Genomic DNA, 22020 nt, shown 5'->3' on the forward strand with positions numbered 1-22020 from the left:
CCCCTTCCGGGGTGCTCGCGCACGCCCGAAACACCCTGGGCAAGACGCCCATCCCACCAAGGAGCCATGGATGCCCGCGCCTGAGCCGACACCTCCGCGGTCGAGCCTGCCCGAGGCCGCTGCCCACTTCGGGGCGTACGTCCTCACCGACGCCGCGGCCCGCGCCCGCGACATCACGGCCGCCACCGGCGGCCCGCCCGGTGCACCCGCCCTGCCCGCCCCGTCAGCCGACGTACCGGCACCGAGCGCCGGTCTGGAACGGGTCCTGCGCGGTCCCACGGGCCTGGGCACGGCGGGCCTGCGCCTGACCCTGCCGGAGGAACCGCCGGCGCCGGCTCAGGGCACGCCGGTCCCGGGCCTCTACCACCACCCGGTGCCCGAGCCCGACCCGGTGCGGGTCGAGGAGGTCAGCCGCAGGATCAAGTCCTGGGCGCTGGACGAGGTTTCGCTGTATCCGGACGACTGGGAGGAGGAGTTCGACGGCTTCTCCGTGGGCCGGTACATGGTCGGCTGCCATCCGGACGCGCCCACCGTCGACCACCTGATGATCGCCACCCGCCTGATGGTGGCGGAGAACGCGGTGGACGACTGCTACTGCGAGGACCACGGCGGCTCGCCCATCGGCCTCGGCGAACGCCTTCTGCTCGCCCACACCGCCCTCGACCCCCTGCACACGACGCGGGAGTACCAACCGGAGTGGGCCAAGTCGCTCCACTCGGACGCGCCCCGGCGCGCGTACCGCTCGGCCATGGAGTACTTCGCGCAGACGGCGAGCGCCTCGCAGATCGACCGGTTCCGGCACGACATGGCCCGGCTGCACATGGGATACCTCGCCGAAGCAGCGTGGGCCCAGCAGGACCACGTACCCGAGGTGTGGGAGTACCTGGCGATGCGCCAGTTCAACAACTTCCGCCCCTGCCCCACCATCACCGACACCGTCGGCGGCTACGAACTGCCGGCGGACCTGCACGCGCAACCCGCCATGCAGAAGGTCATCGCGCTCGCGGGCAACGCGACGACCATCGTGAACGACCTGTACTCGTACACCAAGGAACTCGACGCTCCCGGGCGGCACTTGAATCTGCCGGTCGTGATCGCCGAACGTGAGGGCCTCTCCGACCGGGACGCCTATCTGAAGTCGGTCGAGGTCCACAACGACCTCATGCACGACTTCGAGACCGAAGCCGCGGCCCTGGCCGCAGACTGCCCCGTCCCAAGCGTGCAGCGCTTCCTGCGCGGCGTTGCCGCATGGGTCGACGGCAACCACCACTGGCACCAAACGAACACCTACCGCTACAGCCTGCCGGACTTCTGGTAGGAAGAATGGAATCATCTGTGACCAGCACCGAACTCACCGCCACCGACGCCTCCGTCTTCATCCCGGGCCCGACGACGCCCTATCAGGGGGACATCGCGCGGTACTGGGACGGCGAGGCCAGGCCCGTGAACCTGCGGCTCGGCGATGTCGACGGTCTCTACCACCACCACTACGGCATCGGTGACGTCGACCATGCCGCGCTCGGCGACGCCGACGACAGCGAGAGCGAGAAGAAGCTGATCACCGAGCTCCACCGGCTGGAGTCGGCGCAGGCCGAGCTCCTCCTGGAACACCTCGGTGACATCGGGCGGGACGACACCCTGGTGGACGCCGGCTGCGGCCGGGGCGGCTCGATGGTGATGGCGCACCAGCGCTTCGGATGCAAGGTCGAGGGTGTCACCCTGTCGGCCAAGCAGGCCGAGTTCGCCAACCGGCGCGCGGGCGAACTCCGCATCCAGGACCATGTCCGCGCCCGCGTCTGCAACATGCTCTCCACGCCGTTCGAGACGGGGCAGGCCGCGGCGTCGTGGAACAACGAGTCGAGCATGTACGTCGACCTGCACGACCTCTTCGCCGAGCACTCCCGCATCCTGAAGGTCGGCGGCCGCTACGTGACCATCACCGGCTGCTGGAACCCGCGGTACGGCCAGCCCTCGAAGTGGGTCTCGCAGATCAACGCGCACTTCGAGTGCAACATCCACTCGCGGCGCGAGTACCTGCGCGCGATGGCCGACAACCGCCTCGTCCCGCAGGCCGTCATCGACCTCACCCCCGACACCCTGCCGTACTGGGAGTTGCGGGCCACGTCGTCGCTGGTCACCGGCATCGAGGAGGCGTTCATCAACTCGTACCGGGACGGGTCGTTCCAGTACGTCCTGATCGCGGCCGACCGAGTCTGACCGCCCGCTGACCGGGGAGGCCATGTCCTGGGACGGGCCTCCCCGGGACATGGCCGGAGCGCTCAACGGGCCGCCGGTCAGCCGCAGTTGACCCAGGAGTTGGACTTTATGTAGTGGGACGCGCCGTCGGACGCCACCTTGTATCCCCTGGGGACGACGCCACTGGATCCGCCGTGGTTCTTCGCCGAGTACCACTTGAAGTCACAGGAACTGCCGTGGTTGTACCACGACTTGAAGTTCTGGAAGACGGGGTACTGGGTCAGGTCGTCGTTGGTCCCCGCGACCTGCTGCCGGTGGCCGGTGTAGTTCGCCCCGGCCCAGACGCAGAAGTAGCCCGCCGGGCAGTCCGCCGCAGCCTGCGGACTGGCCTGTGCCGCACTGGCGCCCCCGACCAGCAGGCCACCGGTCAGCGCGACGCCACCGGCGATGGCCGCGAGTTTCTGGGTCATACGCATGTGTTATCTCCTCTGAGACATGGGTGGCCGCACCGAGCCAATCATGGGAGTGGCGGAACGCATTCGCGCCCAACTCCTATGGGCCCTCTCGGCTTTCCCCTCCTGACCCCGATGACGGTAGGGGAATCGACCGGACCAGCACATCCAACGAGGGTGTGGTGGCGGCTGCAACGACAGCGTTACTGACCTTTCCGATGGGTTGTCGGGCTGGTGTCATCTGTAGGTGGCGAGAGGCCGGTGCCGTCGAGGCAGCCGTCGATGAGGGCTGGTGTGTGCTGGATTCGCCGCAGGCCGCTGCGGACGGCCCGGACGAGGTGGTCGCGGTCGGCGAAGACGATGTTCGCGGTCACGGCCCGCCGCAGAAGGGACCAGATGCCCTCCACCGGATTCAAATCCGGTGAATACGACGGCAGCTGGACGATGGTCAGCCAGTCATGCTCGGCGGCATAGTCCCTGAGGTCGGCGCTGCGGTGGACATTCAGATTGTCCCAGATCACCACGACGGGCCCGCCGAGCTGGAGATGGGCCCGCACCAGCAGATCACGGTAGTCCCGCCAGGTGAACCCCCTTTGACTGCCCAGGTGATGGCCCTGGACGCGTGGGCGGTAGATGAGCCGGCTGCGCTCACCGGCCTTGTAGCAGGCGAGTGCGGCCAGGGTCACCCGTCCGCGGGAGGAGCCGTTGAACTGGATCACGGGGGTCTTCCCCCTCGGGGCCCAGGTCCGGCCGCGGTGCGACGTCATCGAGACAGCGGCTTCGTCCTCAAAGACGAGCCAGGCCCCGCGCGTCGCCGCGATGGCTTTGCCGACGGCCAAGTCTCCTTCACCCAGCCTGCGACGCCCGCCCCATCACGCTCCACCGCGCGCCGCGCAGGCTGCTGGCACGACCAGCCGTGACGCCGCAGCAACTCCCACACTCCGCGGATCGACAGCCACACGCCGAGCTTCTCAACGAGAAGGGTCTGCACCCGCGACAGGGTCCACCGCTCGTTCGGCCATCCGTGGAACACCGTCCCCCGCAGCAGTTCCTCCTCCAGTCCGGCGAACTCCTGCGGGCCGACCTTCGGACTCTTGGCCGGCCCCGAACAGCGCAAACCGGCCCTGCCGTGAGCCCTCCAGTCCCGCCTCCAGCGTTCGACCGAACGGACGCTCACCCGCAGGTCCTTCGCGATGACCGTGTTCTTCCCGCCCCGCTCAAAGCCCTCGGCTGCCAGCATCCGTACCCGTTCACGGGCGGCCTGTTCATGAGCCCGGAGCCCACCCCCTTGCGCGTATCGCATAGCCCAGGCATAGCGCGGAACACCGCCGACATCACGCCGACAACCCATCGGAAAGGTCAGTAGGCCGACACACCATGCAACCAGGGGTCTACAGCGCTGGTTGGAGGGACGGCGACCCACCGAAATAGTTCCCTGTGGCCAGTTCCATATCAGGGGCTGTCACCTCGACAGGAGCGGCTGGACCGGTGCCGGGGTGCGTTTGGCGGCGTGGCTCACGATGGCCGATTCGACGTGGGTGATGCCCAGGCCGACCAAGTCGTGGGAGAGGAAGCCGTAGAGGGCGGCCAGGTCCGGGAAGTACGCGGCCGCGTGCAGGTTGGAGGGGCCAGATGTCGCGAACGCGCCGTGCACAGAGGGGTGGTCGGCCAGGGCTCGGCCGGCGGCGGCCAGGTGGTCGGGGGCCACGTGCAGCATGAGTTTGGCCTCGATGGGCAGCCCGAGGCGGCGGGGCTCGACCAGGACCTGGGTGATCAGGCGTCCCTGGGCGGCGAGTTGGGCGAGGCGGCGGCGCACGGTGCTCTCCGGGTGGCCGGTGCGCGCGGCCAGAGCGGCCGCGGACAGGCGCGCGTCGGGGGTGAGCGCGTCGATGAGGGTCTGTTCCAGGGCGTCGGTGTCGACACCGTACGGGCCCGGAGAACCGGAATCGGATGCTTCGGGGGCTGGTTCGGCCGGGCTCAGGGCCGCGCGTTCGGGCGCGGTCAGCACTTGGTGTCGCCACTCGGAGGTGAGCCGGAAGACGTGCAGGATCGTGGCGGTCTCCAGCGACGTCACCGCCTGGGTGGACGGCAACTGCCGGAAGACCAATGGGTCGCGTGATCCCGGCTCGGTGCGGGCGACCGCGAAAATCTCGTCGCCCGAGGTCGTGACGTCGATGAAGGGGATGTCCTCGCGCGCCGCGAGCGCGGCCACGATCGTGTCGAGCTTTCCCCGCAGGACCCGGATGCGCAGGAACAGGGCCCCGGCCGAGCCGCCGTTGCGTGGCCGCGCGACCGGTGAGATCACCACGCGCACGGTGCCGTCGGCGCCGAGCGCCTGCAGCCGGCGGCGCACGGTCGCGGGGCTGAGCCCCAGCACGTGGGCCGCCCGCTCCGCGGTGAGGCGGCCGTCCCACTGCAACGCGGCCACCAGCCGCTGGTCCTGGTGACTCAGTACGGAATCCACCGATGCGCGCGCCATGAGGGCAAGTTTCGCCCATTCCGGGGTGCTGCGGGGCCCTTCGCCGTGAACACGGCCCAACCATGGATGTCATCCACTCCGCCCCGTCCTTGACGTACGTCGGCGGCTTTCACAGCTCCCGGAGACAGCACCCCGAGAACGACGGATCCACCATGGAGGTCCACATGCCCGTGTCCAAGCAACGGGAAAAAGTACGCTTCGCCAGCGGCGGCACCTCATGCGCCGCTTGGCACTACCCGGGGTCCAACGGCGGCTGCGTGATCATGGCCGGCGGAACCTCGGTGACGAAGGAACCGGCCTCGGACCTGTTCGCCGCGAGGTTCAACGAAGCGGGTTTCGCCGTCCTCGCCTTCGACCACCGGCGGTTCGGGGAGAGCGGGGGCGCGCCGCGCCAGATCGTCCGCATCGACGAGCAGATCGCCGACTGGCACGCCGCGATCGAGTTCGCGGCCGGTCTGCCCGACGTCGATCCGGACCGGATCTCGGTCTGGGGTTTCTCGCTCGCGGGCGGCCACGTCTTCCACGTCGCGGCCGACCACCCTCGACTGACCGGCGCGATCGCTCAGACCCCGCTGGTCGACGGCCGCGCGGTCGCTCCCAACGCGCTGCGTTCCATGACGCCTTCCGCGCTGATCCGGCTCCTCGGGCTGGGCGTCGCGGACGCGCTCGGGGGCCTCGTCGGGCGTCCGCCGATCCTGATCCCGACCGCCGGACCGCGCGGCGCCGTCGCCTCGCTCACCACGCCCGACGCCATGGACGCCGACCGGGCGCTCGACCCCGAGCGCCGCCACACGAACTGGGACCAGACGGTGGCCGCGCGGATCGCCCTACAGGTCGGCAGGTACCGGCCGGGCCGCCATGCCTCCCGGATCCGGTGCCCGCTGCTGGTGGTCGTCTGTGACCAGGACCAGAGCGTGCTCACCGCTCCCGCCGTCGAGGCGGCCGGGAACGCGCCGCAATCCGAAGTGGTCCACCTCCCCGGCCGCCACTACGCCCCGTTCCTCGAATCGCACGAACAGGCCGCCGAGGCGGAGATCGCGTTCCTGCGGAAGCAGCTGGATCGCCACGATTCCCGCGTTCCCCCGTCTCCCGGCGAACAGTTCACCCGCTGATCGGCCTGTTCACGCCGCGCCGTAAACCACCCACGTTCTCCGACGCGTGCTGCTCGTTCACGCCGGAGGTCCCAGGACCCGGGCCGGGGTCACTCCGGTCCGGGGGCAGGTGTGGCCGGCGGAAGCGAACAGGGCGCGGGTACGGGTCATCACCAAGAGCCTCTCCACCGCGGGGCCCGCCGCCCGAATGCTGATCGTCTTGCCCTGTGCCAGAGCACGATGACGAATACGGAGCACCGCGTTCAGTCCAGAACAGTCGCAGAAGCCGACCCCGTGAAAGTCGAGGACCAGGCCGCCCTCCGAGCGGTCCAATGCCCTGCGCAAGTGCTGGTACAGAGGCTGCGCAGTGTCGAGGTCGAGCTCGCCTTCGACCAGGACGACCGTGCGTCCGCGATCAGCGGGCGTCGACGGTTGCGCGAAAGGACCTATCTCGGTGCCCCCGGCTCGCGGGGACAGGCCTGGAGCTGTCATGGCAGCCTCCCCAAGAGGACTCCACCCGGCTACGTCCGTCCCCATTAATCTCCCCTCCGCCCCGTCATGCGTCAAGCGATACCGGAAATGGAATTCCGCCTTTTTGTTGCGTGAAATCGGCGTCCTACGGGGAGGGACGGGCGACGGGCCACAAGCACGTACAGGGTGGACGTTCCACGCCGGCCACGCCCGCCTCCCGCGCCGATCGCGGAAACCCGCGCCGCCAGCATGCGCGGGTCACCCGAACGCCACGCTCCAGGCGCGCGGGGCCCGTAGCCGTGATGGCGTGGAGTGCTGTCCACTGTACGGAGGACTGTCATGTACGAAATGCACGTCGGCATAGCCGTCAGCGGCGCCCGCCCGGTGTGGCACGTCGTCGCCCACGGCCAGCGCGCCGCCCTGTGCGGCCAGCCTTTCGGCCCTGAAGAGGACACGCAGACCGATCACCACTGCCTGCCGTGCATGACGGCCTTCCAGCGCCGCATGCAGGTGACCGAACCCGCGTGACCTCCAGACACTCGCATGCCGTTCAGGTGGAGGCCGTTTCGCCGATGATGAAGTCGATCAGGGCCGGGAGCCCTCCCTCGGCCAGGACGTGGCGCTGACGGTCGGCGCCCGTGCCCTGGCGCAGGAGACGGTGGAGGAGGGGATCGACGTGGCGGCCGTCGCCGTGTTCCGCGAGGACCGGGGCGATGTGCTGGGCCAGCTGGGCCAGGACATCACCGGCGGGGCGGGGGCGGCCTCCGGGGTCGATGAGGGTGGTGCCGAGGCCGTGGCGGGCGGCGTGCCACATCGCGGCCTGGAGCAGTTCGGGAGGGCAGGCCGGCTCGGGGACGGCCTCCTTTTGCTCGCGGATGGCGGTGGCGGCCAGGGCGCGGACGATTCCCGCGAGCATCACGGCGTCGTCCGCGCGTAGCTGGACGTCCATGCAGCGCACTTCGAGCGTGGGGTAGCGCTCGGAGAGCCGGGCCTGCCAGTAGAGCTGCCCCGCGTCGGCGACGGTTGCGGACGCGACCAGCGCGGCGATCCGTTGTTCGTAGTCCTCCAAGTCCTCGAACCGCGGCGGCAGCCCGCTGACCGGCCAACGGCTGAACGAGGGGGTGCGCCAGCTCGCGAAGGCGGTGTCGTTGCCTTCCCAGAACGGGGAGTTCGCCGACATGGCCAGGAGTGTGGGCAGCCAGACTCGGAGGCGGTTGAGGACCGCCACACCCACTTCCCGATCCGGCATCCCGACATGCACGTGCATCCCGTTGATCAGCATGCCGTCGACGAGGTGACCGCCCTTCCTGCTCAGTTCCAAATACCGGCGCTTGTCCGTGACCGGCACGGACTCCGTGCCCGCCACAGGAGCCGCGGCGGTCGCCGCGAGCCGGCACCCGGCCCGCTCCGAAGCAGTGCCCAGGGCATGGCGCAGACGCAGCAGATGACCGGCTACTTCCTCCAGGCTGCCGCACACGGGCGTGGCGGCCTCGACCTGGGCCTGCAGCAGCTCCAGCTGCACCTCGTCGTCCTCGGCCAGCGCCTCCAGCCCCGCGGCGCGGCGCACCTCCTCGGACAGAGGCACGGGGTGGCCGGTGACCGGATCAAGCAGCAGGTACTCCTCTTCGACCCCGATGGTGATCATGGCCAGTGACTACCCGCCGCACGGCCGACCGTACCGGCACCCGCCTCACCCGCGCCCCGACCACGGGGCCTTGTGCCGGTGGGGCCGCCGAAGGGGCGCCCCCGCTGTGGTCAGGCCTTGCCCTGCATGTCCCGTCGTGCGGGGTTGCTCTGCTCGGCGGCCTTGGGGTCCTTCGCGTCCGCCTCGGCGCGAACCTCCCGTTCGATGCGCTCACCGATCGACTTGTCGATGTTGGACCAGTACTCGAAGGCGCGTCGCAGAACCGGCTCGGTGACCCCGTTGAGGAGGTGGCCCGCGACGTTGTCCACCAGCCGGTCCCGGGCCGCGTCGTCCATGACCTCGCGCACCATGGTGCCTGCCTGGCCCCAGTCGTCGTCCTCGGCATGAGAGACGTAGGCCGAGCGGGTGATCTCCCCGTCGGTGTGCCAGCTGGGCGGGTTCCCGTACCGGTCGGTGTCGGCCGCGGGGCCGCCCTTCGAGTTCGGCGCGTAGACCGGGTCGACGGTCTTGCGGTACGCCATCGCCCCGTCCTTCGAGTACGTGTTCACCGGAACGACCGGGGCGTTGACGGGCAGTTGCTGGTAGTTGCCGCCGATCCGATGACGATGCGCGTCCGCATACGAGAACAGCCGGCCCAACAGCATCCGGTCCGGGCTGGGGCCGATCCCGGGGACGAAGTTGTTCGGCTGGAACGCCGCCTGCTCGATCTCCGCATGGTGGTCGGTGGGATTGCGGTCCAGAGTCATCCGGCCCACTTCGATCAGCGGGTAGTCGCCGTGGGGCCACACCTTGGTCAAATCGAACGGGTTGAACCGGTATTCCGCCGCGTCCTCGTACGGCATGACCTGCACATGCAGAGTCCAGCTCGGATACTCGCCGTCGCGGATGTGCTCGAAGAGATCCCGCGTGTGGTGGTCGGTGTCGGCCGATGCCATCTGGTCGGCCTCGTCCTGAGTGAAGAACTCGATGCCCTGGTCGGTCTTGAAGTGGTATTTCACCCAGAAGCGCTCACCCTGGGCGTTGATCCACATGTAGGTGTGGGAGGTGTAGCCGTTCATGTGCCGCCAGGTGCGGGGGATGCCACGGTCACCCATGAGCCACGTGACCTGGTGAGCCGACTCCGGCGAGAGGGTCCAGAAGTCCCACTGCATGTCATGGTCGCGCAGATTGTTGTCCGCGCGGCGCTTCTGGGACCGGATGAAGTGCTGGAATTTCATCGGATCCTTGACGAAGAACACGGGGGTGTTGTTACCCACCATGTCGTAATTGCCCTCGCTGGTGTAGAACTTCACCGCGAAGCCGCGCGGGTCCCGCCAGGTGTCCGGGCTGCCGCGCTCTCCTGCGACCGTGGAGAACCGGACGACCAGTTCGGTCCTGGCGCCGGGCTGGAAAAGCGCGGCGCGGGTGTAGGCACTGACGTCACCGGTCACTTCGAAATGCCCGAAGGCACCGCTCCCCTTGGCGTGCGGCTGACGCTCGGGAATCCGCTCCCGGTTGAACTGCGCCATTTGCTCGATCAGGTAGGAGTCCTGCAGCAGGACCGGCCCACCAGGGCCGACGGTGAGCGAGTGTTCGTCACTCTCCACCGGAGCGCCGGAATCAGTGGTGGTCGGCTCACGCGAAGTGTCGGTCATCGATCTGTCCTCCGTCAGACGGTGCAAGGCGAAACACTGGTCAATCAACGGCACGACGTCGCGCCGGCCCGTGCTGGGCGAGTCGGCGGCTCAGCTCGTCCAGGGGAAGCCGGGCTCGACAGACCCATCGCTCCTCCTCGTCACATGTCGCCCCCTTCGCGGTCCGCCAGTACCCCTGAGCGGCGTACCCACACCCCCTACCTCTAGCCGCCGTACGCCGCTCCCGCCAGCCGGACGCCCCGCACGGCCCGGTGGGGTCAGCCGACGGGGGAAGCGGTGTGCACGGTCGTCGTCGGGCCTGCTGCCGGGGCGGCTCACGCGTGCGGCGGGCCGTGGCCGGAGTTCGAGGAGCCGGAGACCCAGGTCGACCGACCTGCTGTGCTCGCGACCGTGTGAAGGTCGCAGCGCGGGGCGAACCCGTCCGGCGCGGTCACGGTGCTCCGGGCCGTCGGCCGAGCTCACCCCCGTGAAGCTCGGCCTCGACCCGGCCGGCACCGCCACCACTCCCCCTCGACACTTCAGTGGCGGAGAAGCATTGGTAACGTACACCAGAGTGACTGTCCGGCGTCAACCAAAGTGTTGCCGGGGGCCGGCCCGACGGGCTTCGAGCAACACTGTGGTGGGCAAAGGCTCGACATCACACCAAGGAGGTCGTGTACGTGGAGGATGACGAGTCGCCCACCTTCGCCCAACTCCTGGACCACCTCTTCCGCGAGGTGCACCCCCCTTCCCGGGGGCCCTACACCTACGCGGAGGTCGCCGAGGGAATCCGCAAGGCCGCGACCGGAGAGGGGCGTGGGGTGACGGCGAGTGCCATCCAGCAACTGCGCACCGGGGCCAAGCGGAACCCGACGCGGCACACCATCAAGGCCCTGGCCGACTTCTTCGGCGTACCGGCGGGCTACTTCGTCGACAGCGCGGCCGCCGAACGCACCAAGGCGGAGATCGGCCTCCTGGCCGCCATGCGCGATCAGGACGTGCGCAAGGTGGCCCTGCGCGCCAACGGCCTGAGCGTCGACAGCCTGAAGATGCTGTCCACCGTGATTGAACAGGCCCGGAAACTCGAAGGACTGACCACCGACGACCCCGCGCAGGACCTCGACCTGGACGACTGAACCCCTCACCGGGCGACGATCACGCGCTCCCCGCGCCCCGACACGGCACCCCCTTGCGACAGCTCGACGGCAGGGGGCATCAGGTGTTTCCCGGCACAAGCCGGGCACCCCGAGCCGCAGGGCCCGACGGCGGCGGCACCCCGCCCTCGAAGCGGAGTCGCGATCATGTCAGCATGGGGCCCGCATACCGGGCTTCCAGCCAGAGGTGTGCCCCGGCCGACCGCCCCCGACCGGCGTCACCGGAGTGAGGACATGGACCTTGAGCAGCTTCGCGCCACGTGTGAGGCGCGCGTCGAGGCGCTTCGACTCCCGCACCGCTTCACTACCCGCGACCTCCGCGACGCCGTGGCCGAGCAACGCGGACGCCCCATCGTCCTGCGCCCCTTGAGCACTCTGGGCGCCATGGACGCTCCGTGCGGCATCCGCCTGGAGACCCCGGACGCCGACCTGTTGTTCTACGAGGAGGCCACCTCCCCCCTCCACCAGAACCACATCCTCGCCCACGAGATCAGCCACATCATCTGCGACCACCCCGGCAGCCTGGAACTGGACCAGGACACCCTGCGCGCGATCGGGTTCAACCCCACCCTCGTGCGGCGCATGTCCGGCCGGACCAGCTACACCAGCGAGGACGAGCGCGAGGCCGAGGTGATGGCCAGCGTGATCCGACAACTCATGTACCGGGGACGCGAAGGCCCGTCGAGCCGGCCCACCAGCGGCGCCGAGAGCTGGGACGCGCTGTTCGCCGAGCCACACAGGAAGAATCGCCACCGGAAATGATCAACATCGTGTTCACGGGCACGGCCGTCGTGCTGCTGTGCTTCGCCGCCTACTGGGTGCGCGGACGCGGCGGACACCGCCCCACGGGCACCTGGGCGATGGCGGCGCTGCTGACCTCGTTCGCCCTCGCCTTCGCCTCCTACGCCCCTGCCGTGGAGCGCGCGGTCGAATCGGTGGTCCCCGATGTCGCCCGCCTCCTCAGCAACACCTTCACCCTGACGGCGGCCACCTCGATCCTCGCCTTCCTCTTCCAGCTCAATCTGGACCGCGAACGGGCCCACCGGCAGATCCGACTGCGCGTCATCGCCCTCGTGATCTCCGTCGCCGGCATGACCGCCTTCTTCGCCGCCGAACAACTCACCGGACGCAACCCGGTGTTGTACGCGTGCTACGTGCTCATCTACATCTCCTACCTGGTGTACGCGGCCAAGGACTTCATGCTGCAGACCTGGGTCCAGTCCAAGCGCTCGTCCCGCCGCAGTCAGCGCTGGGGCCTGCGCACGACTTCGGCCGGCTGTGGCTTCGCCCTCGTCTACGCCGCGTACAAGCTCTTCGCCCTGGTCTCCATCGGGCTCGGCCTGGGGCTCGTGCCCGACAACGCCCGGTGTTCGAGCCCGCTGACCCCCGTCCGCTGTACGTTCAGCGTGACCGCGCCCGCCGTCGCCGTCCTCCTCATCACCGTCGGACTCACCCTCCCCGCCCTGCTGTGGCCCCTCAGCCAACTGCGCCGCCGCCGCTGGGAACGGAACTCGTTCACCGCCCTTGAACCCCTGTGGCGGGAGGTCACCTCGGCGGTCCCCGAGGTCGTGCTCGACCCGGGCAGCACCGAGGCCGGCACCCACGACCTCGACTTCCACCTCCACCGCCGGGTCATCGAGATCAACGACTGCGTGCTGGCCCTGCGCCGGTACCGTCAGGCATCGGTACGGGACGCCGCGGCGGCCGAGGCCGCCCGCCGGGGCACGGCCGACACCCCCGAGGGCGACGCCGAGGTGGAGGCGGCGGTCATCGCCGCGGCCGTCGACGCGAAGCGCGCCGGGCTCCCCCTCGACGGCGACGAGGCCCCGCCCGCCGCAGGCACCCGCTCCCGCAAGGGCGACCTCCCGGCGGAGACCGCTTGGCTGCTGCTCGTGGCGGACGCCTACGCGCGGCGCCCGGCAGCCGAGAACGCGGGCGTGGCCTCATGACCGCCCCGCGGCAGGACCCGCTGCGCGATCCGCGCTTCTTCGCCGATCCCTACCCCACCTACGACCGGCTGCGCGAAGGCTGCCCGGTGCAACGCATTCCCACCGGCTCCGGCGGACACCACGCCTACCTGATCACCGGCCACCCCGAGGCCCGCGAGGCGTTCACCGACCCCCGTCTGTCCAAGGACACGGCCCGCTTCTTCGCCGGCCGTCCCTCGAACCGCGACCTGCACCCGGCGATCTCCCGCAACATGCTGGCGAGCGACCCACCCGCGCACACCCGCCAACGGCGGGTGGCGACGCCCCTGTTCACCACCGGACGCGTCCGGGAACTGCGCCCGTACATCACCCGGGTCGTCGACGACCTCACGACCGCGTGGCGACCGGGCACGGAGGTCGACCTGGTGGCGGACCTGGCGGTGCCCCTGCCGGTCACCGTCGTCTGCGAGCTCCTCGGCGTGCCGGAATCCGACCGCGCCACGCTCGCCGGCTGGTCCCACGACCTCTTCGACGCGACCGACAACGGCCGTATCGACGCCGCGTCGCACCGGATCGGCGACTACCTGACCCATCTCGTCGACACGGCTCGCGCCACCCCCGGCGACGGCCCGCTCCACTCCCTCCTGCGCGACTGCGACGAGGGCGGCCTCGACCGGGACGAGGCCGTCTCCCTGGCCGCCCTCCTCCTGGTCGCCGGGCACGAGACCACCACCCACTTCATCGGCAACGCGGTCCTGGCCCTGCTCCGGCACCCGGAAGCCTTCGACCGCCTGCGCCAGGACCCGGACCTGATCCCCGGCGCCCTGGACGAACTGCTCCGCCTCGACTCGCCGGTGAGCGTGGCCACCTTCCGTCACAGCACGGAGGACCTGCGCGTCGGCGGGGTCGACATCCCGGCCGGCTTCCCGGTGCTCATCGCCCCCGGGGCCGCGAACCGCGACCCGGCCGCGTTCCCCGACCCGCACCGCCTCGACCTCGATCGCGACGCCGGCGGCCACCTCTCCTTCGGCCACGGCATCCACCGCTGCCCGGGCGCCCCCCTGGCCCGCGCCGAGGCGGAAATCGCGCTGCGCACCCTGGTGATCCGCTTCCCGGACCTCCATCTGGCCGTCCCCGCACCATCCCTGACCTGGCGTCGAACCCGCCTCACCCGCGGCCTGGCCACCCTCCCCCTGATCCTCTGACCCACAACAGGTCACGCTGCGCGTCAGAAGGCTTTCTCGATCGGGGGCCGACACCAAGGAATTCCGTAGTAAGGAACTAGGGAAAGCAGGGTCGGCCGGAATTCCCGGCGACCCTACGCTGGCCGGGTGCCTCATTCTCCTCTTTCCGAACCATCTGATCCTGCTGGTTCCGCCGAATTCGGCCTCATGGAGGCCGTGGCGGTGGCCGCCACCGATGTCGGGCTTCGGATACGCGGGCCGGGCAGGTGCGAGATCGACGTCGGCCCGCGCACCTACGCGCTGACCGCGGAGCCGGACGCCGTACGGCAGTTGGCGGACGTGCTGACCCAGGTCGTGCCCACAATACGGCGCAGCGCACCGGTCCGCCGGCAGCTGTCGCCGGACGACGCGCGGCGGCTGGAACCGTTCGTCAAACGGTTCCGGGACATGGGGATTCTGCTGTTTCCCGGGGAGAAAGTCCGCCTCGACGACGAGCCCGGCCGTCGGTTGTATTCCTATATCTGCCGGCGGAGCGAGGATCCGGATCGGATATTCGCGGGCCTCCGGGAGAAATGTATTGCGGTGTCCGGTCCCGAGGAGGTCGTCTCCGTCTGGTCGCCGCTGCTCGCGGAACAGGGCCTGAGCGTCGCGGAACACGGCCGGGACATCACGGAGCACGGCCCGAGCCCCTCCGGTTCGGCCCCCGCCCTGCGGATCGTCGTCGCCTGTGATGAAGCCGGTCTCGCCGCGGCCAACCGGCGGCTGTGCGCCGAGGCCACCGACTGGGTGCCCGTACTGTTCGGTGCCCAGCGCGTGCGGATCGGCCCCTGGGTGCGGGTCGGCGAGTCGGGCTGCCTGCGGTGCCACCTCCCCGCGCGCCCCACGCGGCAGGCGTTCCGCCCGGCCGGATGGGCCACCTTCCAACCGGGATGTCTGCACTGGGCCGGCGGCCTCGTCGCCCACCTCGCGCTGCGCAGCCTGCTCCCCATGAGCGCGGAGCACGCCTGGGGCCGGGTCACCACGCTCGACGTGTCCAGCGGGGAGCAGTCCTCGGTCACCACCTGGCGCGACCCCTTCTGTCCCGACTGCGCCGCACACGCCCCCGCCGCCCGCGAGTGGGTGGCCCCATGACCCTACGCACCCTGATCGAGGCCCTCGGATTCGCCGTACGCCCCTATCCCCTGCCCGCCCGCCTCCGCGGCACCGCATACGCCCTGGTCCCCGCCGAGCACCGCACCCCGCGCCTGGAACCGTCGGGCGCGGCGATCCCGCTACTTGCCCTGACGGCCAGTCAGGAACCGCAGGCGGCGCTCCGGATCCTGGCCGCCCGAGCGGCTCAACTCAGGCTCGGGGATGCGGAGTTCGGCATCGGCGCCGCCGTCACCCGGGAAGTCGCCGTGCGCGAGGCGCTTCGCGATGCCCTGGAGCGTCGCACTCCGCCGACCGTCGCACACCGGCTCACGGCATGGTCCGACACCGTACGGTCGCCCCTGCATCCCGCATGGGACGTCCAGCTCGACTGCCATCTGTACGGCGACGTCGACTCGGCGCCCTGGGTGGGGGCGGTCCTGCGACGGGACGACCGGGAGATCCGGGCCTTCGGCTGCGGCACGACGGTCCGGGGCGCCCTCGGCCGCGCCCTGGACGAGGTGTTGACCCTGGCCGCCGAGGACCGGTGGAGTGCGCCGGACAAGGATCCGGAGTTCGTCGGGGAGGTCGTGGGTGTCCCGGAGGGCGAGTGGGTCGAGCCGGCCGGCGCCGAGCTGCGGACGGTGCACGACGGCCCAGGCGGCACGGTCGTCCAGTGCCGCCTGCCCGGGATCGCTCCCCGGCCGGAGCCCGTCGGCCGCCTCGCGCCGGTCGATCTCTCCCTCGGCGGCGACCCGGAACTCGCCCGGATCTCCCGCACCTTCCACGAGAACTCCAAGATCCGCGCCGCGTTCCGCACGCTTCCCCCGGTCGACGTCGACCGTCTCGCCCCGGACACCCGCCGCGAGCTGGCTCGCCCGTACCGCGACTACGGCCGCACCCGGACCGAGCAGCCGTGGCCGGTGCAGGGTGCCCGCCCTCTGCTGCCCCTGGACACCGCGCTGCGACGGCGTCGATCGGCGGCGCCCATGAGTCGCCGACCCCTCCAACTGGCAGACGTGGGACGCGTGTTGGAGCTGTCCGTCGGCATCACCGGAACGGCGCGCACTCCCGACGGGGTCGAACTGCCGTTACGGGCCACGCCGTCGGCGGGCGGGCTCTGCTCGTACGACCTGTTCGTACTGGCCCGGCACGTCGAAGGGCTCACGCCGGGCGTGCACTACGTCCATCCGGGGCGCCGAGTCCTGCAACTGGTCGCTGACGACTGCCCGTTCGAGGACGTGGCCGCGCACACCGGCTACGCCGGGCGGGTCGGGGAGGCGGCGGCCGTGGTGGTGTTCGTCGCCGCGTTCCGCCGCGGCCGGTGGAAGTACGGGGAGCGCGGCTACCGCATGGCCCTCATCGAGTGCGGCCATGTCGCGCAGAGCGTGGTGACCGCGGCGGCGGCGCTCGGCCTGGTGGCGCATCCACTCGCGGGGTTCGTCGACGACTACTTCGACCGGCTGGTCGGGGTGAACGGCACCGACGACGCCGTCGTCCATCTGACTCTCCTGGGGGAGGCCCAAGCATGATCAGGGAAGACAGCGTCATCCGGCTCGTTCCCGATGTCCGGCTGCACCTCCAGGACGACCACAGTGGCTTCGTGGAAGCACCCGGTGGCGTGCGGCGGCTGCGCGGCAGCGGCCTGCGGCTGCTCGCCGACCACCTGCTGCCCCGGCTCGCCGAGCCTGCCAGGGCCGCCGACATCGCCGTGGCCCTCTCCCCCGAGGTGCCGCGCGCGCGGGTCCTTGAGCTGCTCGAAGGGCTGCGGGAACAGCGGATCGTCGAGTACGCGCAGGGCGATCGGCCGCCGGGCACCGGGTCGGTCGCGGTGCTCGGGCCCGCCGCGCTCACCTGTGACCTCGTGGCCGTACTGGGTCGGACGCGGGTGGCGGTGCACGACCTCGGCGACCCGGCGCAGCCGCCGTCCCGCGCTGCCGATCTGCTCATCACGGCCACCGCTTCCGTCTTCGACCCGGGCGCCGCAGCGGTCAACGAGCGGTGCGTGCGCGAGGATCTGCCCTGCCTGTTCTTCGGCCTCCTCCCGGGCGGCGCCGCGTTCGCGGGACCGCTCTGGTCGCCGGGGCGTACGGTCGCCTGCTACGCCTGTCTGCGTACCCGGATCTTCTCCAACTCCGTGCACGGGCCGGTGTGGAGCGCCTACACCGCCGCCCTCGCCGCGTCCGGGACGCCCGCCCTGGACCAGCGGGTGCCGCCCTGGACCGCGGCCCGGCTGGCCGGCGCGGTGGCGCGGCGGGCGACGGCCTGGCTGGAGCGGCGCGATGACGACCCGCCGGGTGAGCTCCTCTGGCTGGACGAGGACGGCGGCGAGACCACGCGTTTCGTGCTGCCGGTACCGACGTGCCCGGTCTGCGGGGGCCGCGAGAGCGCCGGGACCGAGGCCGCGGCGCCGCTCACCGCGGCCGTCGACGACAAGGTCGGCGCCGTACACACGGTCTCCGTGCGCCGGGCCGAGAGCGGGCCCGCGATCTACCTGGCCGGCAGCACCTCCCCCGACCTGTCGTTGCTGCGCCCGAACCTGGGCGTGGTCCGCAACGGGGGCGCCGGGTTCGCGAAGAAGGAGGCCCTGAACGCGGCGATCGGGGAGTCCCTGGAGCGCTGTGCGGCGGGGCTGTACCGCTCGTCGCGGCTGCGGACGGCGTCGTACGCGCAGTTGGGCGAGGAGGCGGTCGCGCCGGGCGCGTTCGGTCTCTTCAGCGCCGAGCAGTACGCCTCCCCCGGTTTCCCGTTCGCGCCGTTCACCGAGGACACCCGGGTGCGCTGGGTGCGCGCGACCCGCTGGGCGGACGGGGCGCCGTGCTGGGTACCGGCCTCCCAGGTGTACCTGTACTACCGCCGCACGAAGGAGGAGGCTCCGATCGCGGCGTCGATCTCCACGGGCCTGGCGGCCGGGCCCACCTTCGCGGACGCGGTCCTCGGCGGCCTGAGCGAGATCGTCGAGCGGGACGCCCTCGCGATCTCCTGGCTGCACCGGCTGCCGCCGCGCCCGGTCCCCGAAGAGGTCGTCGCCGCCTCGTCGCAGGTCAGCTACCACCTGTCCGGTGCGTCCGGCTGGCGCGTCTCCTTCTACGACGTGTCCCTCGATCTCACCCCGCCGGTCGTCGTCGCCGTCATGGACCACCGCGGCGCCGGTGGGCCCGTCCTCTCCTTCGGGGCCGCCTGCCGCCGCTCCCCCGTCCGGGCCGTCGAGAAGGCGTTCCTGGAGGCCGCCCAGGGGCTGACGTACGTGCGGCGCCTGGTCAAGGCGTACGAGGGCTTCGACGCCGCCTCCGGCTTCGATCAGGTCGACGAGTTCAACAAGCACGCCATCCTCTACACCCGGCACCCCGAACTGCGGCCGCGCGCGGGCTTCCTCGTCCATCCGAGCGTGCCCACGCCCTGCGACCGCCCGGCCCGACCGACCCCTGAGGACCTCCCGGCGGCAGCCGGGGACGACGTCGACCTGATCGTCAAGGAGCTCGCCTCGATCGGGCTGCACACCTACGTCGTCGACCTGACGACCCCCGACACCCGGCGGCTCGGCGTGCACGTCGTCCGGGTCCTCGTGCCCGGGCTGCAGCACCTCTCGGGCGCCCACCGGTTCCGGCTGCTCGGCAACCCCCGGCTCCACACGGTCGTACGCAAGCTGGGCTTCGACTCGGTCCCGGACAACCCGTATCCGCACCCGCTCCCCTAGGAGACCTGCCATGGCAGCCCGTTTCGTCGCCGTCCCGTCCCTGGCGGTGGTCCGCAAGGAGGACTTCGCCTCCACCTCCCTGATCCCCGAGGCGTACGCACGTCACATCACGAGCCGCTGCCTGCCGCCGGACCACGCGCCGGTGCACTGCTCGGTGTCCGGCGAGGCGGTCGGCTCGGGCGTCCGGCTGCGCTTCTCCTCCAAGGTCGACGGGCTCGGCGGACCGGCCATGCTCACCCACAAGTTCTTCTTCGTCGACGGCGAGGAGACCCGGGAGCGCTTCCACGTGGTCACTCCGGAGAGTCCCGAGGTCACGACGGATCTGCTGGTCCTCTTCGACGGCCGGGAGCGCGACTACTGCCACGCCTCGGTGTACGACGCCGAGAACAGGCTGCTCGCGGTGCACGCGATCGTCTTCGACAAGGACGGACGCACCACCCCCTACCCGTTCACCCAGCGATACGTCTCCCCGCTCCACCTCGGCCGGGCCGACCTGACGGAGACGGTGGACGACACCGGCCGCCGCGTCCTGCGCTTCACCGTCGGCCTGACCGGTCTCACCGAGCCGGCCACGGTTGCCCTCGCCCGGCAGGGCATGGGCTGGATCGAGCGGGTGGAGCTGAGGTGCTCGCCGCGGCAGCCGGAGGTCCATCTCGACCTGCCGCTCGATGACAACCCGCTGCTCGCGTGCGGGGATTGGGTCCTCATCGCGGTGGACGAACAGGACCGCTTCCTCGCGCAGACGCTGGTGACGGTGCAGAGCGCGCCGTGACGGACCTGCGGGTGACCCCCTCCGGTCTCCGGCTGATCGCCGTTCCCCACCGCGGATCCCCGCTCGCGGCGGTGCTGCTGCGCCTGCCGGTGGGCAGCGCCGACGAGTCGCCCGGCGCGGAAGGAACGGCCCATGTGCTCGAACACCTCGTCGTGCGCTGCTCGTTGGCGGGCGGTCTGGTCGGTGACGGAGTGCCGATGTCGGCCCGCACCGGCAGGGAGGCGACGGTGTACGAGACGGTGGTGCGACGGGCGGACACACTCACGGCGGTGCGCGCCCTGGGTCGGATCTTCGATGAACTGGACGTATCCGTACCGGAGTTGAGCGCCGAGGTCATCGCGATCCGGGAGGAGCGCGCGGAGCGCTGCGCCGATCCCTCCTGGCAGCTCCGGGAGGCGTTGCTCGGGGCGTTGTGGTCGGGGACGTCGTGCGCACACCCGGTGCTCGGGAGCGCGCGGGTGCTCGACGCGCTCACCCCGCGACCACTGCGTGACGCCCATCGGAGGTGGTACGACCCGCGGGACGCGACCCTCGTCATCGTGACGGACGGAGCGGCCGAGCTGGTGCCCGAGGTGACCTCGATGGTCTCGGGGTGGGGGCCGGGCCGGCCGGGCCGTGCGCCCCACGCACTCGTACAGCCCGCGTCACCGGGCGCCGAGGTGACATACGGGTCCGCGTCCGGGGTCGCCGTGGCGCGTCCGGGGGCCGCGTCGGCGGTTTCGGTTCTGGCCTGCGATGCCGTCAAGGCGGCGACCGGTCTGGTCGTGCAGACTCTGCCGCTGCGAGGGTGGTTGTGCGTGTGGGCCCTCATGGCGGCATCGGGGGCGCGGCCCGCGCGTCAGGCGCTCCTGAACGCCCTCGCAGCCACCCGCGTGCGGCTCACCGCGCCGGGTGGGGCTGACTGGCTGCGGGCCTCGGTGCTCATCCCCCGACTGCGGGCTGAGGGCGATGTCGAGGCGGTCGCTCGCCGGTACGCCGAGCCGCTCGCGGGCGAGTTGACCGCCGGTTCCGTGGAGGAGGTCGCTGCCGTGCTCACTCAGTGGCGGGGCTGGTTCACGCAGGAGCTCGGATGAACGACCGCGGCGTGGCAGCCGCGCCGCACCTTGTCTTCGCCCTGCCCGAGGGTCCCGCGGGCCCCGTCGCAGCGGCGAGTCTGGCCGTGCCGCTCGCCGGGGTCTCCCGGCCCGCGCTGCTGGCCGCGCCCCTGGTCGCCGCGGGGTGGGCGCGGGCGGTGGCCCGGGCCGCGCGGGCGGAGGGACTGGTCTGCCGGGTGGAACCGGTGGTGACGGCCGACCTCGCCGGGGTCACCGCCGAAGTCCTGGGCAGCGAGAAGGAGTTGTTGCGTCTTCTGCCCGACTGGTTTCCGAGGGAAGGGTCGGCCGTGGATGCCGGGGTCCTGGACCGGCTGCGCGCCGAATGCCTGGTCCGGTCGTCGTCCGGCGAACGCGGCCCCGACCTGGTCCGGCGGGCGCTGTTCGGGGGGCGGCACCGGTACGGCATCGTCCACGGGGAGCGCGTGCGCCGCATCCGGACGGCCGATGCCCGGGAGGTCGAGGCGGCCGCGGCCGAACTGCTCGGGGAGCGCCCCGCGTTCCAGCCCTTCGATACCACCCCCGCCCTCGCACCCCGGACCGTCCCGATCGAAGGGCCCCGCTCCCACTACCTCCTCGGCACGCCGGGCGTCCCCCTGTCCTCCGGCCGGAAATCCGCCCTGCACCTCGCCTGGGCCCTCCTGGGCGGCAGAGAGGGCATCCTCGACCGGGTGCTGCGCAAGGAGCGTCAACTGACCTATTCCGTCGCCGCGTTCAGCCGGGAACTGGCCGAGGGCGGGTACGGCATGTGTTTCGCCGGGTGCCGGCCAGAGGCGCTGGACGAGGTCGCCGGGTGCGTGCGCGCGGCGCTGGGGGAACTGGGCCGGGCCGCCGTGGCGCCCGATCCGCTCAGGGCGGCGAAAGAGCGGTTGATCGTCCAGCGGTATCGGGCGCTCCAGTCGGAGCGGGCCCTGGCCGAGCGGCTCGTCGCGTATCGGGTGGCGGGCCTGGGGCAGGCCGAACTCGACGGCTATCCAGCGGCGTTGGCGGCGGTGAGCGGTACGGAGGTGAGCGCCGTCGCCCGGGACCTGCTCGCGCCGGAGCGGTTGATCGAGGTCCGGATGATGGGTGCGGCCGAGCGGTGACGGGGGAGGCACCGCCCGACCGCGGTCTGTGGGT

21 protein-coding genes are annotated in these 22020 nt (G+C 71.2%); 14 read left to right on the forward strand and 7 right to left on the reverse strand.

The genetic code is table 11. From position 1 onward, the window contains the following. The first annotated feature begins 70 nt into the window (after window positions 1–70). Entirely contained in the window at window positions 71–1318 is a 1248-nt protein-coding gene (locus OHA17_RS03660; protein ID WP_406503977.1) for a family 2 encapsulin nanocompartment cargo protein terpene cyclase, read from the forward strand. Between the two features lie 17 nt (window positions 1319–1335). Then, the gene (locus OHA17_RS03665) at window positions 1336–2217 is read left to right on the forward strand and encodes a geranyl diphosphate 2-C-methyltransferase (protein WP_406503979.1); all 882 of its coding nucleotides are present in this window, start codon (window positions 1336–1338) and stop codon (window positions 2215–2217) included. Window positions 2218–2294: 77 nt separating this feature from the next. Here the strand turns inward: OHA17_RS03665 and OHA17_RS03670 are convergent, their stop codons facing one another. The 4 genes from OHA17_RS03670 to OHA17_RS03685 form a co-directional block, all read right to left on the reverse strand. Then, window positions 2295–2672, reverse strand: coding sequence for a peptidase inhibitor family I36 protein (locus tag OHA17_RS03670; protein WP_398873423.1), 378 nt, complete (start codon window positions 2670–2672; stop codon window positions 2295–2297). A 179-nt stretch (window positions 2673–2851) separates the two neighbouring features. Next, a complete protein-coding gene (locus tag OHA17_RS03675) occupies window positions 2852–3415 on the reverse strand; it encodes an IS630 family transposase (protein ID WP_406503981.1) in 564 nt (187 codons plus the stop codon). Further along, window positions 3412–3951 (reverse strand): winged helix-turn-helix domain-containing protein, encoded by a 540-nt coding sequence (locus tag OHA17_RS03680; RefSeq protein WP_406503983.1) that lies wholly within the window; start codon window positions 3949–3951, stop codon window positions 3412–3414. The genes OHA17_RS03675 and OHA17_RS03680 overlap by 4 nt, the downstream gene beginning before the upstream one ends. Window positions 3952–4110: 159 nt before the next feature. Next, entirely contained in the window at window positions 4111–5127 is a 1017-nt protein-coding gene (locus tag OHA17_RS03685; protein ID WP_406503985.1) for an Lrp/AsnC family transcriptional regulator, read from the reverse strand. A 164-nt stretch (window positions 5128–5291) separates the two neighbouring features. Between OHA17_RS03685 and OHA17_RS03690 the strand changes: the two genes are divergently transcribed. Next, window positions 5292–6239, forward strand: coding sequence for an alpha/beta hydrolase (locus tag OHA17_RS03690; RefSeq protein ID WP_406503987.1), 948 nt, complete (start codon window positions 5292–5294; stop codon window positions 6237–6239). 57 nt (window positions 6240–6296) lie between these two features. Here the strand turns inward: OHA17_RS03690 and OHA17_RS03695 are convergent, their stop codons facing one another. Further along, window positions 6297–6710, reverse strand: coding sequence for an STAS domain-containing protein (locus OHA17_RS03695; protein WP_406503989.1), 414 nt, complete (start codon window positions 6708–6710; stop codon window positions 6297–6299). Window positions 6711–7028: 318 nt separating this feature from the next. Here OHA17_RS03695 and OHA17_RS03700 point away from each other — a divergent pair, with 318 nt between their 5' ends. Continuing rightward, a complete protein-coding gene (locus tag OHA17_RS03700) occupies window positions 7029–7217 on the forward strand; it encodes a hypothetical protein (RefSeq protein WP_406503991.1) in 189 nt (62 codons plus the stop codon). Between the two features lie 22 nt (window positions 7218–7239). Here the strand turns inward: OHA17_RS03700 and OHA17_RS03705 are convergent, their stop codons facing one another. Then, window positions 7240–8334 carry a glutamate--cysteine ligase gene (locus tag OHA17_RS03705; protein ID WP_406503993.1) on the reverse strand — a complete coding sequence of 365 codons (1095 nt, stop codon included), beginning with the start codon at window positions 8332–8334 and terminating at the stop codon, window positions 7240–7242. A gap of 110 nt (window positions 8335–8444) precedes the next feature. Beyond that, window positions 8445–9968, reverse strand: coding sequence for a catalase (locus OHA17_RS03710; protein WP_406503995.1), 1524 nt, complete (start codon window positions 9966–9968; stop codon window positions 8445–8447). Window positions 9969–10627: 659 nt separating this feature from the next. Between OHA17_RS03710 and OHA17_RS03715 the strand changes: the two genes are divergently transcribed. From OHA17_RS03715 to OHA17_RS03760, 10 genes are all read left to right on the forward strand, one after another. Next, window positions 10628–11083: a helix-turn-helix domain-containing protein gene (locus OHA17_RS03715; RefSeq protein WP_398873410.1), complete on the forward strand. Its 456-nt coding sequence runs from the start codon at window positions 10628–10630 to the stop codon at window positions 11081–11083. Window positions 11084–11335: 252 nt separating this feature from the next. Further along, entirely contained in the window at window positions 11336–11863 is a 528-nt protein-coding gene (locus OHA17_RS03720; RefSeq protein ID WP_406503998.1) for a regulator component, read from the forward strand. Continuing rightward, window positions 11860–13050, forward strand: a complete 1191-nt coding sequence (locus OHA17_RS03725; protein WP_406503999.1) for an MAB_1171c family putative transporter — start codon at window positions 11860–11862, stop codon at window positions 13048–13050. Before OHA17_RS03720 ends, OHA17_RS03725 begins: the two co-directional genes overlap by 4 nt. Then, window positions 13047–14234, forward strand: coding sequence for a cytochrome P450 (locus tag OHA17_RS03730; protein ID WP_406504001.1), 1188 nt, complete (start codon window positions 13047–13049; stop codon window positions 14232–14234). The genes OHA17_RS03725 and OHA17_RS03730 overlap by 4 nt, the downstream gene beginning before the upstream one ends. A 201-nt stretch (window positions 14235–14435) precedes the next feature. Further along, a complete protein-coding gene (locus OHA17_RS03735; RefSeq protein WP_406504003.1) occupies window positions 14436–15344 on the forward strand; it encodes a hypothetical protein in 909 nt (302 codons plus the stop codon). Further along, complete coding sequence (locus OHA17_RS03740; RefSeq protein WP_406504005.1) at window positions 15341–16873, forward strand: SagB/ThcOx family dehydrogenase; 1533 nt, start codon at window positions 15341–15343, stop codon at window positions 16871–16873. Before OHA17_RS03735 ends, OHA17_RS03740 begins: the two co-directional genes overlap by 4 nt. After that, window positions 16870–19038, forward strand: coding sequence for a TOMM precursor leader peptide-binding protein (locus OHA17_RS03745; protein ID WP_406504007.1), 2169 nt, complete (start codon window positions 16870–16872; stop codon window positions 19036–19038). The genes OHA17_RS03740 and OHA17_RS03745 overlap by 4 nt, the downstream gene beginning before the upstream one ends. Before the next feature lie 10 nt (window positions 19039–19048). Then, entirely contained in the window at window positions 19049–19810 is a 762-nt protein-coding gene (locus tag OHA17_RS03750; RefSeq protein WP_406504009.1) for a DUF5944 family protein, read from the forward strand. After that, window positions 19807–20883, forward strand: a complete 1077-nt coding sequence (locus OHA17_RS03755) for a M16 family metallopeptidase (RefSeq protein WP_406504011.1) — start codon at window positions 19807–19809, stop codon at window positions 20881–20883. The genes OHA17_RS03750 and OHA17_RS03755 overlap by 4 nt, the downstream gene beginning before the upstream one ends. Continuing rightward, window positions 20880–21986, forward strand: coding sequence for a M16 family metallopeptidase (locus OHA17_RS03760; protein WP_406504013.1), 1107 nt, complete (start codon window positions 20880–20882; stop codon window positions 21984–21986). Before OHA17_RS03755 ends, OHA17_RS03760 begins: the two co-directional genes overlap by 4 nt. Window positions 21987–22020: the final 34 nt, after the last annotated feature.

Source organism: Streptomyces sp. NBC_00212 (assembly GCF_045206365.1).
Classification (GTDB): Bacteria; Actinomycetota; Actinomycetes; order Streptomycetales; family Streptomycetaceae; genus Streptomyces.

What these genes read in the sequence shown, in the direction of transcription:
- OHA17_RS03660 (WP_406503977.1), top strand. Translation starts at nt 71, where the DNA reads ATGCCCGCGCCTGAGCCGACACCTCCGCGGTCGAGCCTGCCCGAGGCC.
- OHA17_RS03670 (WP_398873423.1), bottom strand. Translation starts at nt 2,672, where the DNA reads ATGCGTATGACCCAGAAACTCGCGGCCATCGCCGGTGGCGTCGCGCTG.
- OHA17_RS03675 (WP_406503981.1), bottom strand. Translation starts at nt 3,415, where the DNA reads ATGACGTCGCACCGCGGCCGGACCTGGGCCCCGAGGGGGAAGACCCCC.
- OHA17_RS03680 (WP_406503983.1), bottom strand. Translation starts at nt 3,951, where the DNA reads ATGCGATACGCGCAAGGGGGTGGGCTCCGGGCTCATGAACAGGCCGCC.
- OHA17_RS03685 (WP_406503985.1), bottom strand. Translation starts at nt 5,127, where the DNA reads ATGGCGCGCGCATCGGTGGATTCCGTACTGAGTCACCAGGACCAGCGG.
- OHA17_RS03690 (WP_406503987.1), top strand. Translation starts at nt 5,292, where the DNA reads ATGCCCGTGTCCAAGCAACGGGAAAAAGTACGCTTCGCCAGCGGCGGC.
- OHA17_RS03695 (WP_406503989.1), bottom strand. Translation starts at nt 6,710, where the DNA reads ATGACAGCTCCAGGCCTGTCCCCGCGAGCCGGGGGCACCGAGATAGGT.
- OHA17_RS03700 (WP_406503991.1), top strand. Translation starts at nt 7,029, where the DNA reads ATGTACGAAATGCACGTCGGCATAGCCGTCAGCGGCGCCCGCCCGGTG.
- OHA17_RS03705 (WP_406503993.1), bottom strand. Translation starts at nt 8,334, where the DNA reads ATGATCACCATCGGGGTCGAAGAGGAGTACCTGCTGCTTGATCCGGTC.
- OHA17_RS03710 (WP_406503995.1), bottom strand. Translation starts at nt 9,968, where the DNA reads ATGACCGACACTTCGCGTGAGCCGACCACCACTGATTCCGGCGCTCCG.
- OHA17_RS03720 (WP_406503998.1), top strand. Translation starts at nt 11,336, where the DNA reads ATGGACCTTGAGCAGCTTCGCGCCACGTGTGAGGCGCGCGTCGAGGCG.
- OHA17_RS03725 (WP_406503999.1), top strand. Translation starts at nt 11,860, where the DNA reads ATGATCAACATCGTGTTCACGGGCACGGCCGTCGTGCTGCTGTGCTTC.
- OHA17_RS03730 (WP_406504001.1), top strand. Translation starts at nt 13,047, where the DNA reads ATGACCGCCCCGCGGCAGGACCCGCTGCGCGATCCGCGCTTCTTCGCC.
- OHA17_RS03740 (WP_406504005.1), top strand. Translation starts at nt 15,341, where the DNA reads ATGACCCTACGCACCCTGATCGAGGCCCTCGGATTCGCCGTACGCCCC.
- OHA17_RS03745 (WP_406504007.1), top strand. Translation starts at nt 16,870, where the DNA reads ATGATCAGGGAAGACAGCGTCATCCGGCTCGTTCCCGATGTCCGGCTG.
- OHA17_RS03750 (WP_406504009.1), top strand. Translation starts at nt 19,049, where the DNA reads ATGGCAGCCCGTTTCGTCGCCGTCCCGTCCCTGGCGGTGGTCCGCAAG.
- OHA17_RS03760 (WP_406504013.1), top strand. Translation starts at nt 20,880, where the DNA reads ATGAACGACCGCGGCGTGGCAGCCGCGCCGCACCTTGTCTTCGCCCTG.